This window comes from Pseudidiomarina sp., assembly GCF_048268165.1.
Classification (GTDB): domain Bacteria; phylum Pseudomonadota; class Gammaproteobacteria; order Enterobacterales; family Alteromonadaceae; genus Pseudidiomarina.
Map to the genome: position 1 here is coordinate 385,240 of NZ_JBLWWA010000001.1, position 16,029 is coordinate 401,268.

Consider the following 16,029-nt stretch of genomic DNA (forward strand, 5'->3'; position numbering starts at 1 on the left):
TTCTAGCGCAGAGGCTGACCAAGTTGGTTCTGCGCTATTAACCGCACCACGTAGGAAAGTTTGAATAGGCCAGCGAGCAATATTTGCAAAAAGTGCAAAACAGCAATCAACATGAGTGGGAACTGCGCTTCAAGCCCCCATGCAAGGTAAGCGACAACAAGAAACAATACCAAAAAGACCACCATGGCGGTGTTGGCACGTTTTAGAAGTGAGTTGGCTGAGTTGGAAGTATTCATAACCTACATCCTTAATGCATGTTTATACGTGCATTATGAATGTATGTTTGATGAAGATCAAGGATTGAGTGATTGGATTATTCTTGTGTACTATAATGCGTTCGAAATGCACCTTATGATTCTGCCTTAAAACTTCGCGGCTTAGCTTGGAACTTGTTATGCAATTAAAAAAATACACGGATTATGGATTGCGGATACTCATGTATCTGGCAAGTTTTGAAGCGGAGCAGGGCGACGAGAAACCCAAGCTAGCGACCATTCGGGAAATATGCGATACCTTTAGTTTATCAGCCAATCACGTGAATAAAGTGGTGCACCATTTAGGCCGACTGGAGCTGATTGAAACACGCCGCGGTAAAAACGGTGGTTTCTTATTAGCAAAACGACCAGAAGATATTTCTTTGGCGTTTGTTATTCGTCAGCTTGAGGGCGACGAAAAGTGGATAGAGTGCGAAAATCCATATTGCGTTGCGCTGCCCGCCTGCGAATTAAAAGGCATTGTGGCCCGCGGTAAAGAGCTGTTCTACGACTACCTCAATCACTACACACTTAAGAGTTTGATGGCGCAGGCGCCCCAACTGCGACAGATTTTTTCAACAGCGTCGTAATTGCGGCGCTAATTCCGTCGAGCGTTAGCGGATACATACGTTGGCTCATTAACTGCTGCATCAAATCAATAGATTGATAGTAGCGCCAATGACTGGTGGGCTGTGGGTTTAACCATACAGAATCGGAAAAGTGATGCAGTAAACGTTGCATCCATAGGGCGCCAGGTTCTTCGTTCCAGTGCTCCACGCTGCCACCAGGGTATGCAATTTCGTACGGCCCCATGGTTGCATCGCCAACGAATATTAATTTGTAGTCGCGGCCATAACGATTGATCAGCTCAAGCACCGGTAATTTATCTTCGTAGCGGCGGCTATTGTCTTTCCAAACGTGTTCATACACACAGTTATGGAAATAGAAAAACTCGAGATGCTTAAATTCATTCCGTGCCGCGCCAAACAGTTGCTCGCACTCGTAAATGTAATCATCCATTGAGCCGCCCACGTCAAACAGCAATAGCACTTTTACTGCATTGTGGCGTTCCGGCTGCCATTGTAAATCGAGCAAACCAGCTTTTTGTGAGGTGGCGCGAATGGTGGCATTGAGGTCAAGCTCTTCAGCGGCGCCGGTGCGGGCAAACTTACGTAATTTACGCAAAGCCAATTGCACATTCCGGTTGGCCAACTCAGCATCACCATCGAGATCACGGAACTCGCGCTTGTCCCAAACTTTTACGGCGCGGCGCTGGTTGCTGCCGTCTTGGCCAATACGAATGCCTTCGGGGTGGTAGCCGTAGGCACCGAACGGTGAAGTACCGCCGGTACCTATCCACTTGTTGCCGCCCGCATGACGTTTTTGCTGCTCAGCCAAGCGTTCGCGAAAGGTTTTCAGTAAGTCATCAAGGCCGCCAAGGGCTTTGAGTTTGGCTTTATCTTCATCGCTAAGCTGACGTTGCAAGCTGCGCTCGAGCCATTCGGCTGGAATCGCTTGCGCCAAGTCGACCTGCTCAACACCTTCAAAGTATTCAGCAAAGGCTCGGTCGAACCGGTCGTACTGGCTTTCATCTTTCACTAACACCATACGTGCTAGGGTATAAAAGTCATCCACGCTGGCGAATATTAGGCCACGTTCAAGCGCGCCGAGTAAATCGAGTAACTCGGTGAGGCTGGTTTTAAGTCCGTGCTTGCGTAAACACAGAAAAAACTCAATGAGCATAATAAAACCTACGCGTTGCGGCGTGACATAAATGCAAGCTTTTCAACTAACTGCACGTCTTGCTCGTTCTTCAACAGGGCACCAAACATGGGCATTAAGCCATCACGCTTGTTCAGTTCAGCTGGGCTAATGTCTTCTGCTAAGAGCAGTTTTAGCCAATCAATAAGCTCTGACGTGGAAGGTTTTTTCTTTAAATTTGGCACACCGCGCAAGTCAAAGAAAACCTCGAGTGCGGTACTGAGCAGGTTTTTACGAATGTCGGGATAATGCACTTGAACAATCTGTGCCAAAGTTTCCGCGTCTGGGAATTTAATATAATGAAAAAAGCAGCGGCGCAAAAAGGCATCGGGAAGCTCTTTTTCATTATTTGAGGTAATGATGACAATTGGGCGGTGTTCGGCGCGTACTTGCTCGCCAGTTTCGTACACGTGAAATTCCATTTGATCGAGTTCGTGCAAGAGATCATTTGGGAATTCAATGTCCGCTTTGTCGATTTCGTCAATCAACAATACCGGCCGTTCTGGTGCCGTAAAAGCCTGCCACAGCTTCCCAGGCTTAATGTAGTTGGCAATGTCGTGCACCTTGTCGCTACCAAGCTGGCTGTCGCGCAAACGCGATACTGCGTCATACTCGTACAGCCCTTGTTGGGCTTTGGTGGTTGACTTAATTTGCCAGCGTAGCAGGGGAACCCCGAGACTTTCCGCCAACTCTTCAGCGAGCCGTGTTTTGCCGGTGCCCGGTTCACCTTTAATCAGCAAAGGTTTTTCGAGCGTAACAGCGGCGTTAACCGCAAGGCCGAGGTCATCGGCCACGATGTAATTATCTGTGCTTTTAAAGCTCATGATTTCCTCAGTCGGAAGAACAACTAGTTCACGATTTTATTGGATGTATCGAGGTATTGTTTCGCGTTCTTCGTTACTTTGTCAAAGTCCATGTGTTCTGAACCTTTATGCACGTCTTCTAAAACGTCTTGCAGGTCATCAACTTCTTTGTCTAAGCGCTGCAACGCGACTTCAAGGGTGTAGGTGAGCTGATGAATTTCAGCCATTTTTTGTGGGTTTAATTCACCCGTCATGACTTCTGCTAATTTTGCATTGTATTCACGCAAGTTATCTAACGCTTGTTCAAGGGTTTCAGAAGGCTTGCCTTTGAAATGATCGGGGCGCTTATCGTCGTCACTCGCAAATGCAGGCGCTGCCGTTAAAGTTAAAGAAAAGGTCAACGCAGTTAATAACGGAATAAGTTTCATAGGGCCTCCTACAGCCAAGACGAGTGATTTTAAAACCCATATACAAATGAGAATTGTTATCAATAAGCTATCATAATTCTACGTGTTCGCCAACTGCTTAGGTGTATTCGCTTACACTAAGCTCCGGGTTCAAAATTACAGTCCGCAAAGAATTGCTGCCAATACTCAACGTGATTACGGGTAGCGTCAATCAATTGATCATCGAGTGTGCCAATTTGCCGCAGATGCTCTTGCCATATTTCAGCGGCGTTGGTAGCAGCAGCTAAGGCTTCTAAGTACGGTGTTAGTTGCCGACTTTGTCGTGTCAGTTCGCCAATGTGCTGTTGTACTGGCCCCGAAAACGTACTGATAAACACTTGCCTCAAAACACGTGCCCGGTTGGGTACCCCAGCACTCAAACATCCAGCCGGAGCACTCATTTCGGCGACTAACGGTTGGAGTTGCTGCAAGTACTTTCTGTTTTCCTGCAATGCGCGCCAAAGTTGCGCTATGTAGCGGTCTTTTTCAAGTTGTTCAAGCGCCGTCGAAAGCTCAGCTTCGTTGGGAAGCTCCGCATCAGTGTTGATAACCCGCAGCACCGTATTGAGTGAATCAATTCGCGTGGCAAGAATACTGCTGTCGGCAACTGCCAGCGGCCTGTCGGCCATCGACACAACGTTACGAACACTCTTATCGTTGCTTAGAGCTTGCAGTAGCAACAGGGGCATAAGTTGGGCTTTAGCTTGAGCCTGTTCCAGTACACGCGCCGCTAAATCCGGATTATCTTGGGCCAGCTCCGTGCTGCATTCATAGAGCGCAGCTAACAGCTTACGGTCGCTATAATAGCGCATCATGCCGGCTTCAAGTCGGCCAAGGGCGCTATTGCGTTCCGCGATCAGTTGTCCCGCCTTGCAGGTGTCCAAGCGCATGGAATCCAGCAATGACAGCTGCAACCTTGGTATCGTCAACTGCACATCACGCGCGGTTGGGGCGCGCAGCGCTGTCAAAGGATCATAAATTATAGGCGCAACAGCCAGCGTATTGGCAACGCGCTGTTGATAGTCATGCAACTGATGCAAGCCTGTTGGCGCTGGGCTACAGGCACTCACCATAAACAGGGCTATATAGCCAAGAAAGGCGTTTAACGTTACAATTCGTCGCATTCCAATAGCCTTAAAAGAAGAATCGATGTTCACAGGAATTGTACAAACTCAAGCCACCGTTGCCCAGCTTAACGACCGTGTTAACTTCCGTCAGTTAACCGTGAAGGTTGCGCCGGAACATCTTGCGCAGGTTGCGCTGGGTGCCAGCATCGCAATTAACGGGTGCTGTTTAACCGTAGTTGCTTTTACTGAAGACACGGTAAGCTTTGACATTATTGATGAAACATTACGATTAACCAACCTCAGTCGGCTAGCCGTGGGCGATACGGTTAACTTTGAGCGTTCGTTGAAAGTTGGCGATGAAATGGGTGGGCATTATGTGTCAGGCCATATTCATGGACTAGGCACGATTGTGAAGCGTGAACAAAGTGCAGATAACTTAGCGTTATGGATTGAGTTTCCAGCGCAGTTTCAAGCGTATGTGTTGCCGAAAGGCTTCATTAGCGTAAATGGTGCCAGTTTGACCGTAGGGCAGGTAGAAAGTAACCGTTTTAGCTTACATTTAATTCCAGAAACGCTGCGCTTAACCAATTTGGAGCATGCTAAAATGGTTAACCTTGAGTTCGATCAACAAACGATGACAATTGTCGAAACAGTCGAACGTGTGTTACGGCAACGTGCAGCGAGCTCAAATTAACGAGGTAACGCGGTGTGGGCAATAATGAACATATCATCAAGCTTCAGTTAAGCACCGTAGAGCAGCTTTTCAATTCGCTTGATCCGTCGCCTTTTGTTGGACGCGACCTTGACCCTGCTGCAGAAGACTTTATTTTGAGTTGGGCGCAAGAACACCCAAGTCAAGGTGCGTTTAAGTTACACATTACTGTTGCCGAGGTCGCTGATATCGATCGGGCTCAATTGAGAGTAAGTGACGCCGTACAGAGTTATTTCACGGCAAGTGTAGGGCGTGCAAGCCAAGAGTTTAGCCGTCTTATGCGGCGTGGGCGCTTTAGCTTATTAGTAGGTCTTCTATTTTTGGTGGTTTGCTTTGGAGCAAGCGATGCGCTTCAACACTATTTTCCACAATCGAAACCGTTAGACTTCGTCTCGGAAGGGTTACTCATTGTCTGTTGGGTGGCCATGTGGCAACCATTACAAATATTTCTCTACGAATGGTGGCCATTGTTTCGCCATAAGCAATTGCTACAGCGGCTGGCTGAAATGCCGGTTGAAGTCGTGAAACGTTAATAATAGTTTTCGTCGTCGCTGGCCACACGCACTAAGATTTTGTCGTTCACTTCGTCGAGTTTGACGAGTAAGTGAATGTCTGCGCCGCAAGCGCGGCACTCATCTTGGTAATCCTGATCGCCTGCCGAAGCGTCAATGCTTACGTGTATATGATGCCCACAATAGGGACAGCTTAGGCCAGCGTCGTAAAGTTTATCCGCATTCATAAGTAAGCCTCCTGATGCGTGTGAACCGTTATTATGAGTATGGCTAAGATTGCAGAAATTGCTTGTGATTTGACCTCAATTTAACGCGGTTTTATCTAACCTATTGAATTCCAAATAACAGTGAAATTCCGGCCACTGCAATGAGTGCCCCGGTTATGCTGCGTGCGGAAAGCGCTTGACCGCGTAACCATTGAATTGGAATGAGCCACAGCGGTGCGGTAGCTAAAAGGGTTTGTGCGAGGCCTGGGTTGATATAGGCAATGGCAGTTTGTTGTAACCAAATAGCCAAGAAAGTACCCATAACAATGGCGGTAAGCAGCCAAGGAATAGAGGTATGGCGAAGTGCTGCACGCGTGGTGCCAATTAATGAGGGGCGTAACACCAGCAGCGCGATAGTTAGTGCAACGGTACCCGCTAGCAGGCGCAGCAGTGCTGCGTTGAGCGGGTTCATATCAAACGCTTGCAGCGCATGAAATGACATTACCAGGCCAAGCGCCTGACAGAGTGCGGCGCCGACACCGGCGGCTATGCCGCTAGCACTCAGCGCAACGCGCTCGGCATGGCGTGGCTTTTCACTTATCACCACAAAAATTCCGAAGATAATCACCAGCGCAGCCAAAATCTCATAACCACGCATGCCCTGTGACAACACTATCCACGCCAACAAGGCTGCAAAAGGGGGCGCCAGATATTCCAGCAGCATGGTGTGCCATGGGCCCAGACGACGTAACGCAGAAAAATAGAGGGTGTCACCCAAGGTAATACCGATAACGCCGCTGGCTAATAGCAAGTAAGTGGCGGTATTGCCTTCCAGCGCAACCAGTTGACCGGTGAACCAGCCCGCAAGCAGCAATAGTGGACATGCGATAACGCCTTTGACCAAATTCAATTGGCTGGCGGACAAAAAACTACCCGCCTGACTATAAAGTAGCGTCGCAAGCGCCCAAAATAATGCCGCTGTAAGAGCCGCAATTGGACCAATCAAAGAGGTGACTAGGCTTTCCATGGCGGGCATCATACGCTATAGTGTGGCCTTTCTAAAATAACAAGTGACACTTGGTAGGTGCCACCACTGTGAAAAGGACAAATTCATGCCTGTAGTAACGCTTCCCGACGGTAGTAAACGTACATTTGATAAACCTGTATCTATTCTCGATGTTGCTCTAGATATTGGCCCCGGTTTGGCCAAAGCAACAGTTGCTGGTCGCATTAATGGCGAACTGGCTGATGCATGTGACTTAATTACCGACGACGCAACCGTTCAGATCATTACGCCAAAAGATGACGATGGTGTTCACATTATTCGTCACTCCTGTGCGCACTTGCTTGGCCATGCGCTGAAGCAAATGTTCCCAGATGTGAAAATGGCGATTGGTCCGGTTATCGACAACGGTTTTTATTACGATGTTGATATGGAACACACGTTAACTGCAGATGACTTGCAAGCTCTAGAAAAGCGCATGCTTGAGCTGGCAAAAACTGAATATGAAGTGGTTAAGAACAAGGTGAGCTGGGCTGAAGCACGTGAAACCTTTGTCAGCCGCCATGAACCGTACAAAATTGAAATCCTGGATGACGATATCAGCAAAGATGATCGTCCAGGTTTGTACCATCATGAAGAGTACGTGGATATGTGCCGTGGGCCACACGTACCGAACATGCGCTTTTGCCAACATTTCAAAATTATGAAAGTTGCAGGGGCTTATTGGCGCGGTAAATCTGACAACAAAATGTTGCAGCGCGTTTACGGCACTGCTTGGGCTGATAAAAAGCAATTAAAAGCGTACTTGCAGCGTTTGGAAGAAGCTGAAAAGCGTGATCACCGTAAAATTGGTAAAACGCAAGACTTATTCCATTGGCAAGAAGAAGCGCCGGGCATGGTGTTCTGGCATAATAATGGTTGGGCTGTATTCCTAGAACTTGAGCGGTTTATTCGCGAAAAACTTCGTGAATACAACTACCAAGAAGTAAAAGGTCCACTCATGATGGACCGCGTGTTGTGGGAGCGTTCTGGTCACTGGGAGAAATTCTCAGAGCTGATGTTTACGACAGCATCAGAAAATCGCGAGTATGCGATTAAGCCAATGAACTGCCCAGGCCACGTGCAAATATTTAATCAAGGTTTAAAGTCATACCGTGACTTACCATTGCGTATGGCCGAGTTCGGTTCGTGCCATCGGAATGAACCATCAGGTGCTTTGCACGGTTTGATGCGTGTGCGCGGTTTCACGCAAGACGATGCGCACGTATTCTGTACCGACGCGCAAGTGCAAGAAGAAGTCAGTGGCTGTATTAAGATGGTCTATGAAACCTATAAAACTTTTGGTTTCCAAGACATCGTGGTGAAGTTGTCAACCCGCCCAGAAGAACGTTTGGGTGATGACGCGACATGGGACCGTGCTGAACAAGCATTAGCTGACGCACTGAAGAACAACGGCATTGAGTTCGAATACTTGCCGGGTGAGGGCGCTTTTTATGGTCCGAAGATTGAATTTACTTTGCATGACTGTCTCGGTCGTGCATGGCAGTGTGGTACTGTGCAGCTCGATTTTGCGTTGCCAGGCCGATTAGGTGCAACTTATGTTGGCGAAGACAACGAACGCCACACGCCGGTGATGATACACCGTGCTATATTGGGCTCGCTTGAACGCTTCATGGGTATTATTATTGAAGAATATGCGGGTTATTTCCCAACTTGGCTGGCGCCAACGCAGGTTGTGGTGATGAATATTACCGATAATCAGCGTGATTATGCTATCGAAACGGTAAAAGAATTGAATAAACTTGGATTTAGAGCCATTGCTGACTTGAGAAATGAGAAGATAGGCTTTAAAATCCGCGAGCACACTTTAAAACGTGTTCCATATTTGTTGGTTGTCGGCGATAAAGAAGTCGAGAACAAAGCGGTTGCGGTGCGTACTCGTCGCGGTGAAGACCACGGTGTTAAAGGGTTGCAGCAATTTATTGCAGAACTTAGCGACGAAGTAAACAGCCGCAAGATTAGTTAATTGACTGGAGGAATGACCATTAAAGGCGGAAAAAGAACTCAGAAAGCTGCGGACAAAAATCGTATCAATGAAGATATTCGCGTCAAAGAGGTAAGATTAATTGGCGTGGAAGCTGAACAGATTGGTGTCGTGAGTATTCAAGAAGCTCTTGAGGCAGCGGAAGCTGCTGGTGTTGATCTGGTGGAAATTAGCCCGAATGCGGAGCCACCAGTTTGTCGTCTGATGGATTATGGTAAGTTCCTCTACGAGAAAGCTAAGAACGCGAAAGAGCAAAAGAAAAACCAGAAACAGATCCAGGTTAAGGAAGTTAAATTCCGTCCTGGAACTGACGAGGGCGATTATCAGGTAAAACTGCGCAACCTGACTCGCTTTCTGGAGGGAGGTGACAAAACTAAAGTCACTATCCGTTTCCGTGGCCGGGAAATGGCACACCAAGAGTTGGGTATCGAATTGCTAGAGCGCATTAAGAATGACCTAGCCGAAATCTCAACTTGCGAATCGTTCCCAAGACGTGCTGAGGGTCGCCAGATGATTATGGTTCTGGCCCCTGCTAAGAAGTAACTGTGGTTTGCAAGTAGGGCGGTTATTGATGGCAATTTGCCAGCAACAACCAAACTCACCCTGTTACACTTGTTGTTAACAATGCGGAGTTATTTTCATGCCGAAAATGAAATCGAAACGAGGCGCAGCGAAGCGCTTCAAAAAAACCGCTTCAGGCGGGTTTAAATGTAAACAGTCTCATTTGCGTCACATCCTGACCAAAAAGAGCTCGAAGCGGAAACGTCACCTACGTGCGAAAAGCATGGTGCACGTGTCTGACGTAGGCTTAGTTCAGCGTATGTTACCATTCGCGTAAGGGAAGGAGAGATAGCAAATGGCACGAGTTAAACGTGGTGTGACAGCGCGCGCGCGTCACAAGAAAGTCCTGAAGCAGGCGAAAGGTTATTATGGTGCTCGTTCACGTGTTTATCGCGTAGCGAAGCAAGCAGTTATCAAAGCAGGTCAGTACGCATACCGCGACCGCCGTGCGAAGAAACGTCAATTCCGTCAATTGTGGATTGTTCGTATCAACGCTGCAGCGCGTCAAAACGGTTTGTCATACAGCCGCTTTATCAATGGCTTGAAAAAAGCATCTGTAGAAATCGATCGTAAAATCCTTGCTGACATCGCTGTTCATGACCAAAACGGTTTTGCTGCGTTGGTAGAGAAAGCGAAAGGCTCTCTGTAAGTAAGTTGAAAAGTTGAAAAAGGGAGCGTAATCGCTCCCTTTTTTTATGCTTTTTCGGTATCATTGAGCACTTTGATATTTTGACGAAAGCAAAGCGAAACCGCGTTGGTCATAACTGAGGACGATCATGGCGTTATCTGACATTGTAGCTGCCGCTGAAGCAGCCGTTGCTACGGCAACCACCCCGCAAGAACTTGATGCAGTTCGGGTTGATTACATGGGTAAAAAAGGTCAACTTACAGAACAGTTGAAAAGCCTAGGTAAATTAAGCCCCGAAGAGCGTCCAGCCGCTGGCCAAGCGATTAATGATGCGAAGCAGCGTGTACAAGAGCTTATCAACGCGCGTAATAACGAATTAAAGCAGGCTGAGCTGGCACAAAAGCTCGCCGCAGAGCGTATCGATGTGAGCCTTCCGGGCCGTCGGGCGCAAGTAGGTGGCTTTCACCCGGTTACCAAAACCATTCAGCGCATTGAAGCGTTCTTTGGTGACTTAGGTTTCCGTACCGTTGAAGGCCCTGAAGTGGAAGATGACTTTCACAACTTCGATGCCTTGAATATTCCAGCCAACCATCCGGCGCGAGCAGATCACGACACATTCTATTTTACCCCAACAACCATGCTACGAACGCAAACCTCAGGCGTTCAAATTCGTACCATGCAACAGGAACAGCCGCCGCTGCGCATTATCTCGCCGGGCCGCGTGTACCGTAATGACTACGATCAAACCCACACACCAATGTTCCATCAGGTGGAAGGTTTGATGGTTGACACCGACGTGAGCTTCACCCAATTGAAGGGGATTTTAGAAGACTTTTTGGTTAACTTTTTTGAAGAAGCGTTGGAAGTACGATTCCGTCCATCCTATTTCCCATTCACAGAACCTTCAGCGGAAGTGGATGTGCGCCGTAAAGACGGCAAATGGCTGGAAGTTTTAGGCTGCGGCATGGTGCACCCAAGTGTATTACAAGCCGTTGGTATTGATAGCGAAAAGTATACCGGCTTTGCTTTCGGTATGGGCGTTGAGCGTTTAACTATGCTCCGCTATGGCGTCAATGACCTGCGCGCATTTTTTGAAAATGACGTGCGTTTCTTGAAACAATTCAACTAAAAGCCGGGTAAGCAGATGAAATTTAGTGAACAGTGGTTACGTACCTGGGTCAATCCTGCACTTGATAGCGTAGCGTTGTCAGAGCAGTTGAGTATGGCGGGTCTTGAAGTTGACGGCATTGAGCCGGTGGCTGAAGTGTTTTCGGGCGTAGTGGTTGGCGAAGTTGTCAAATGTTGGCAGCACCCTGATGCCGATAAACTGCAAGTTACCGAAGTGAATTTAGGTACCGGTGAGCCGGTAACGATTGTCTGTGGCGCACCAAATTGCCGTCAAGGGCTTAAGGTTGCTGTGGCAACTGTGGGTGCAGTATTACCTGGCGATTTTAAAATTAAGAAAGCGAAGTTGCGTGGTCAGCCCTCACACGGCATGTTGTGCTCTAACTCAGAGTTGGGTTTAAGTGATGACCACGATGGTATCATTGAGCTGCCAGCTGATGCGCCGGTGGGCACAGACTATCGTGACTACCTAGACCTTAACGACGTAATTTTGGATGTTGATTTAACCCCCAACCGCGCTGACTGTTTAGGTGTGCGTGGTATTGCTCGTGAAGTTGGCGTGTTAAACCGTTTGGAAGTGACTGAGCCAGAAATTAAAGACGTACCCGCTGTTCATGATGACGAACGTGCCGTGGTGCTTGATGCACCTGCTGCATGCCCACGTTATTTAGGCCGTATTGTTCGTAACATTAACCTAAACGCTGACACCCCGTTGTGGTTGCAAGAGCGTTTACGCCGCAGTGGCATTCGTAGCATTGACCCAGTCGTTGATATCACCAATTACGTGTTGATTGAGCTGGGTCACCCCATGCATGCGTTCGATAACGATAAGCTGCAAGGCACAGTGCATGTGCGTATGGCTGAAGCCAACGAAAAACTGACGTTGTTAGACGGCACTGAAGTAACCTTGCAAAACGACGTTCTAGTCATTGCTGACGAAGCGAAAGCTTTAGCAATGGCGGGTATTTTTGGTGGCGAAGGCAGTGGTGTGACGGAAACCACCACCAACGTATTTTTAGAAAGTGCATTTTTTGACCCAGATACCATTGCTGGCCGCGCGCGTCGGTTTGGTTTGCATACCGACGCATCGCACCGCTATGAACGTGGTGTAGACCCAGAATTGCAACGTACAGCGATGGAACGTGCCACCGCGCTCTTACTCGAAATTTGTGGTGGCGAAGCTGGCCCAATTGTTGAAGCAAAATCAGATGAACACCTGCCGCAAGCTGCACAGGTGACCTTGCGTGCGGAACGTTTGGCACGCGTGTTGGGCATCAATATCGCTGCCAATGAAGTGACTGAGATTTTACAACGCCTCGAATTTACCGTGGCGGTTGCCGATGCCGGTTGGGATGTAACGGTACCAACGTTCCGTTTTGACATCAGCATTGAAGAAGATTTGATTGAAGAAGTTGCGCGAATTTACGGCTACCACCGTATTGAAGCGGCGGCACCTGCTGCACAGTTGCGGATGATACCGCGTCAAGAAGCGCAATTGACCGCCAGCATATTCAAAAACACGTTGATTGATCGCGGCTACCAAGAAGCAATTACCTATAGCTTCGTAGACCCGAAACATCAAGCCATGTTGTTTGATGAAACAGCTGCGTTAACCTTACCGTTTCCAATTTCAGTCGACATGTCGTCTATGCGCGTAAGTCTGTGGCCAGGCCTTATCGGTGCTGTTGCGCATAACCAGAAGCGTCAGCAGCAGAGTTTGGCATTTTGTGAAACGGGATTACGTTTCTTGCCAGATGAACAAGCCGAAAATGGTGTGGTACAACAGCCGATGATCGCCGGCATCCGCGCGGGTAAAGCCCATGCTGAGCACTGGAGTGATGGTGAGCGTGCGGTAGATTTTTACGACATCAAAGGTGACGTTGAAGCCTTATTAGCACTCACGGGTGCTGCGCATGAGTTTCGCTTTGTAGCAGATTTGCACCCATCACTTCACCCAGGCCAGTCGGCGGCCATTTTCCGTGGTGATAAACGGGTAGGTTACATTGGCGCAGTGCATCCACAGTTTGAGAAAAAACTTGGTTTGAATGGCCGTACCTTTGTGTTTGAAATGGAGCTCGCAGCGATACAACAGCGCTACGTGCCGCAGGCACAGCCGATTTCAAAGTACCCGTCAATTCGCCGTGATTTAGCAATTGTGGCTAAAGATACCATTGCAGCAGGCGAAATTATCGCGGCAATTGAAAATATTGGCGTAAATCATTTAGTTGGCCTAAACTTATTCGATGTATATCAAGGGGCTGGCGTAGCCGATGGGCATCGCAGTTTAGCCTTATCGTTGACACTGCAACATCCAGAGCGCACTCTTGAAGACAACGAAATCAATGCAGCGGTAGCCGCTGTGGTTGAAATGCTCACATCTGAATTCGGGGCAACCCTAAGGGAGTAAGCTATGGCGCTGACCAAAGCAGAAATGGCGGAACATTTGTTCGAAAAATTTGGTTTGAATAAACGTGATGCAAAAGATCTGGTCGAAAACTTCTTTGAGGAAATTAGACGTTCTCTGGAAAGTGGGGAAGAGGTGAAACTTTCTGGTTTTGGTAACTTTGAGTTACGCACCAAAAACCAACGACCGGGACGTAACCCAAAAACGGGTGAAGACATTCCAATTTCTGCGCGCCGGGTGGTTACCTTCCGCCCTGGTCAGAAGCTTAAGCAGCGTGTTAGCCATGCGAAGACTTCTGAATAAGCGAAAGTAATATAAAAAAGCCGCTTCTATGAGCGGCTTTTTTGTTTTTGCGACAGTGCTTATTATTTAAAGAATAAGCTACTGAAAGGGTTAAGCAATCGGCTTAAGCCCGTTGTAAAATGTAACGGACCTTCGAGCGCAGCGATGGTTAAGCAGTCTTCATTTTGGGTGGCCGGCGAATGTTTGTGGCTGCCGTCCAATAACATGAAGTCGCCGTCGCGGTATTCATTGTGCTCGTCGTTAAACACACCGTTAACTACCAGCGTGGCTTCGTTACCTTTGTGTGTATGCTCAGGAAGTGACGCATGCTCTGCCATGTAAATGAAGTTAAGCATTTCTTCACCACCGACACGAACCGGAGCACGCCATAGTTTACCCGGCAGTCGGCTCCATTCACCAATGTGATGATGGTTACGTGCTAAGGTTGGCGGTAACGCAAAGCGTTGCCCTTCAAGATATAAACTATCGTTCGCCGCTATTGGTACAGAGGCAGCAGGTGCTTGCGAATTAAATATCGCCTGCAACATTTGCTGCTCGTCGAAGCTAGCGCGGCGAGCCAACTGCTCGTTGTCACCAAACAGTTTGCTGGCCATCTGTTCTTCAATGTCCTGAACATGTGATTGGCAGTGCGCGCACATATCAACGTGCGTTCCAACCATCATCAACATGGCAGGGCTTAATTCGCCAGCGGTATAGAGCACTAAGTGCTGTTCTGAAGGATGGAATTTAATCATCGTGCTTTATCAACTCTTTCAACTTCTGTAATGCTAAACGGGTGCGAGACTTTACCGTACCCAACGGAATTTCAAGGGCATCGGCAACTTCTTGCTGCGATTTGCCTTCAACGTAAATCAGCTCTATCACGGTCCGTTGTGCTTTGGGTAACTGCTCACAATACACAGCAAGTTGCTGCATTAGTAAGTCGTTGTCCAGTGCGTAATCGTCGTCAAGCGAGTCATTTTGCTCAGCTAACACAGGCCACAAATCATCGGCACTTAAATCGTTTTGACGGTGTTTGTTCTTACGCAATAAATCAAAGCGGATATTACGGGCAATGGTGAATATCCAAGTAGCTGCAGAACCGCGGTCAGGCTTGAACAAGTGTGCTTTGTGCCACACGTTCGTCATGGTTTCTTGAACCAGGTCCATAGCAGTTTGCTCGTTACCGAATTGACGCGTTGCATATGCTTGCAGGCGTGGCGCGAAATAACGAAATAATTCGCTAAATGCAGCGCGTGATTGCTCTGAAGCTATCTTCGCGAGTAGATCGGCAGCATGTTCCGGATTATCCGGCTGCGCAGAAGGCATAGTTTTCCGTTTTGTTATTAGGTCAGTTGCTGTCTGCATAGTAAGTTATACCCACTGGGATATTCAACAATTACTCTCTTTTACGCGCAATAAACTTTAGCGGATCACCAGATATTGTTTATTCTTGGCTTGCTTCCACTAAATCACGTAAAAATGTTAATGTGCCTTCGACGCTCGGGTTCTGTAATAATTCTTGCTTTGTTTGTGCACCGACCGGAATTAATTCCAACCAACGTAAGCACACCCAATCGGCTTGCTTCAACTGTTCATCGGTATAATCCACAGCCAATTCGGGATAGGTTTTGTAAATCTCTACCAACTGTTCCGCTAAGAACGTGTCATCATTACTAAGAGGTTGTGACGGCCATACCGGGTGGTCTTCAAAATGGCCAACGCGCAAGCCGTCTTCTTCTACATTCATGTCCGTAATACGGAATAAACCCTTGCCAGCTACTGTAATGCCGAGCAAGCCATCAGGTAATTGTTCAAAATCGACGATAGTCACCGCAGTACCGATTGGATGTATGTGTGTATTGCTGCCAGTATTACCTTGGTCGTTTAACATACACATACCGATAGGTCGGCAGTTGGTGCCATTGCACGACTCTTTTACCATACGCACGTAACGCGGCTCAAAAATGCGCAAGCGCATGGTTCCGCCGGGCAATATATGGCCGGACAAAGGAAACAGTGGAATAGTTTGCTGCGCATCAGACATACTGAATTTTACCTCGTTATTTTCACTGTTGAACTTACGAGGTTTACGGTGAAATGGATTCATTTAGGGTGAACTTTTGTAGCAATTTTTCGTATTTTTCGTCAGGGTAGAATGAAGAATGATGGTTTATAGTCGTTTTATAGGTAATCACAGCAACCGAAAAGGAGTGTGCCG

At 47.9% G+C, this 16,029-nt stretch carries 20 protein-coding genes; 10 read left to right on the forward strand and 10 right to left on the reverse strand.

The window, feature by feature from the left end; all coding sequences use genetic code 11:
- Positions 1-2: 2 nt before the first annotated feature.
- Complete coding sequence (locus tag ACN0UY_RS01770) at positions 3-236, reverse strand: hypothetical protein (RefSeq protein ID WP_417665103.1); 234 nt, start codon at positions 234-236, stop codon at positions 3-5.
- Positions 237-394: 158 nt separating this feature from the next.
- Between ACN0UY_RS01770 and ACN0UY_RS01775 the strand changes: the two genes are divergently transcribed.
- Entirely contained in the window at positions 395-844 is a 450-nt protein-coding gene (locus ACN0UY_RS01775) for an RrF2 family transcriptional regulator (protein WP_417665104.1), read from the forward strand.
- Here the strand turns inward: ACN0UY_RS01775 and ACN0UY_RS01780 are convergent.
- The 4 genes from ACN0UY_RS01780 to ACN0UY_RS01795 form a co-directional block, all read right to left on the reverse strand.
- The gene (locus ACN0UY_RS01780; RefSeq protein ID WP_417665105.1) at positions 786-1,997 is read right to left on the reverse strand and encodes a vWA domain-containing protein; all 1,212 of its coding nucleotides are present in this window, start codon (positions 1,995-1,997) and stop codon (positions 786-788) included. The two genes, ACN0UY_RS01775 and ACN0UY_RS01780, sit on opposite strands and share 59 nt — an antisense overlap.
- Before the next feature lie 8 nt (positions 1,998-2,005).
- A complete protein-coding gene (locus tag ACN0UY_RS01785) occupies positions 2,006-2,839 on the reverse strand; it encodes an AAA family ATPase (RefSeq protein WP_417665106.1) in 834 nt (277 codons plus the stop codon).
- A gap of 23 nt (positions 2,840-2,862) precedes the next feature.
- The gene (locus tag ACN0UY_RS01790) at positions 2,863-3,246 is read right to left on the reverse strand and encodes a DUF6746 family protein (protein WP_417665107.1); all 384 of its coding nucleotides are present in this window, start codon (positions 3,244-3,246) and stop codon (positions 2,863-2,865) included.
- A gap of 116 nt (positions 3,247-3,362) precedes the next feature.
- Positions 3,363-4,388 (reverse strand): DUF3080 family protein, encoded by a 1,026-nt coding sequence (locus ACN0UY_RS01795; protein ID WP_417665108.1) that lies wholly within the window; start codon positions 4,386-4,388, stop codon positions 3,363-3,365.
- 25 nt (positions 4,389-4,413) lie between these two features.
- Here ACN0UY_RS01795 and ACN0UY_RS01800 point away from each other — a divergent pair, with 25 nt between their 5' ends.
- Positions 4,414-5,025, forward strand: a complete 612-nt coding sequence (locus ACN0UY_RS01800) for a riboflavin synthase subunit alpha (protein WP_417665109.1) — start codon at positions 4,414-4,416, stop codon at positions 5,023-5,025.
- 14 nt (positions 5,026-5,039) lie between these two features.
- Positions 5,040-5,576: a hypothetical protein gene (locus tag ACN0UY_RS01805; RefSeq protein ID WP_417665110.1), complete on the forward strand. Its 537-nt coding sequence runs from the start codon at positions 5,040-5,042 to the stop codon at positions 5,574-5,576.
- Here ACN0UY_RS01805 and ACN0UY_RS01810 read toward each other — a convergent pair.
- Together ACN0UY_RS01810 and ACN0UY_RS01815 are read right to left on the reverse strand one after the other, a co-directional pair.
- Positions 5,573-5,782: a CPXCG motif-containing cysteine-rich protein gene (locus tag ACN0UY_RS01810; protein WP_417665111.1), complete on the reverse strand. Its 210-nt coding sequence runs from the start codon at positions 5,780-5,782 to the stop codon at positions 5,573-5,575. The genes ACN0UY_RS01805 and ACN0UY_RS01810 overlap by 4 nt on opposite strands.
- Positions 5,783-5,882: 100 nt before the next feature.
- Positions 5,883-6,788: a DMT family transporter gene (locus tag ACN0UY_RS01815; RefSeq protein ID WP_417665112.1), complete on the reverse strand. Its 906-nt coding sequence runs from the start codon at positions 6,786-6,788 to the stop codon at positions 5,883-5,885.
- Between the two features lie 85 nt (positions 6,789-6,873).
- Here ACN0UY_RS01815 and thrS point away from each other — a divergent pair, with 85 nt between their 5' ends.
- The 7 genes from thrS (at position 6,874) to ACN0UY_RS01850 (ending at position 13,829) form a co-directional block, all read left to right on the forward strand.
- Entirely contained in the window at positions 6,874-8,790 is a 1,917-nt protein-coding gene (gene thrS / locus ACN0UY_RS01820; RefSeq protein WP_417665113.1) for a threonine--tRNA ligase, read from the forward strand.
- Between the two features lie 12 nt (positions 8,791-8,802).
- A complete protein-coding gene (gene infC, locus ACN0UY_RS01825) occupies positions 8,803-9,351 on the forward strand; it encodes a translation initiation factor IF-3 (RefSeq protein WP_281277713.1) in 549 nt (182 codons plus the stop codon).
- 97 nt (positions 9,352-9,448) lie between these two features.
- Positions 9,449-9,646, forward strand: coding sequence for a 50S ribosomal protein L35 (gene rpmI, locus ACN0UY_RS01830; RefSeq protein ID WP_128351414.1), 198 nt, complete (start codon positions 9,449-9,451; stop codon positions 9,644-9,646).
- A gap of 18 nt (positions 9,647-9,664) precedes the next feature.
- Entirely contained in the window at positions 9,665-10,018 is a 354-nt protein-coding gene (gene rplT, locus ACN0UY_RS01835) for a 50S ribosomal protein L20 (RefSeq protein WP_128351415.1), read from the forward strand.
- Positions 10,019-10,145: 127 nt separating this feature from the next.
- The gene (pheS, locus tag ACN0UY_RS01840; RefSeq protein WP_417665114.1) at positions 10,146-11,126 is read left to right on the forward strand and encodes a phenylalanine--tRNA ligase subunit alpha; all 981 of its coding nucleotides are present in this window, start codon (positions 10,146-10,148) and stop codon (positions 11,124-11,126) included.
- 15 nt (positions 11,127-11,141) lie between these two features.
- Positions 11,142-13,529 (forward strand): phenylalanine--tRNA ligase subunit beta, encoded by a 2,388-nt coding sequence (pheT, locus tag ACN0UY_RS01845; protein ID WP_417665115.1) that lies wholly within the window; start codon positions 11,142-11,144, stop codon positions 13,527-13,529.
- Between the two features lie 3 nt (positions 13,530-13,532).
- Positions 13,533-13,829: an integration host factor subunit alpha gene (locus ACN0UY_RS01850; protein ID WP_417665116.1), complete on the forward strand. Its 297-nt coding sequence runs from the start codon at positions 13,533-13,535 to the stop codon at positions 13,827-13,829.
- A 62-nt stretch (positions 13,830-13,891) separates the two neighbouring features.
- Here the strand turns inward: ACN0UY_RS01850 and ACN0UY_RS01855 are convergent, their stop codons facing one another.
- The 3 genes from ACN0UY_RS01855 to ACN0UY_RS01865 all read right to left on the reverse strand — a co-directional run bounded on the left by ACN0UY_RS01855 (position 13,892) and on the right by ACN0UY_RS01865 (position 15,855).
- On the reverse strand, positions 13,892-14,563 hold the full coding sequence (locus ACN0UY_RS01855) for a ChrR family anti-sigma-E factor (RefSeq protein ID WP_417665117.1): 672 nt from the start codon (positions 14,561-14,563) through the stop codon (positions 13,892-13,894).
- Complete coding sequence (locus tag ACN0UY_RS01860) at positions 14,556-15,137, reverse strand: sigma-70 family RNA polymerase sigma factor (protein ID WP_246013874.1); 582 nt, start codon at positions 15,135-15,137, stop codon at positions 14,556-14,558. The genes ACN0UY_RS01855 and ACN0UY_RS01860 overlap by 8 nt, the downstream gene beginning before the upstream one ends.
- Positions 15,138-15,255: 118 nt before the next feature.
- Positions 15,256-15,855 carry an LON peptidase substrate-binding domain-containing protein gene (locus ACN0UY_RS01865; RefSeq protein WP_417665118.1) on the reverse strand — a complete coding sequence of 200 codons (600 nt, stop codon included), beginning with the start codon at positions 15,853-15,855 and terminating at the stop codon, positions 15,256-15,258.
- Positions 15,856-16,029 lie beyond the last annotated feature (174 nt).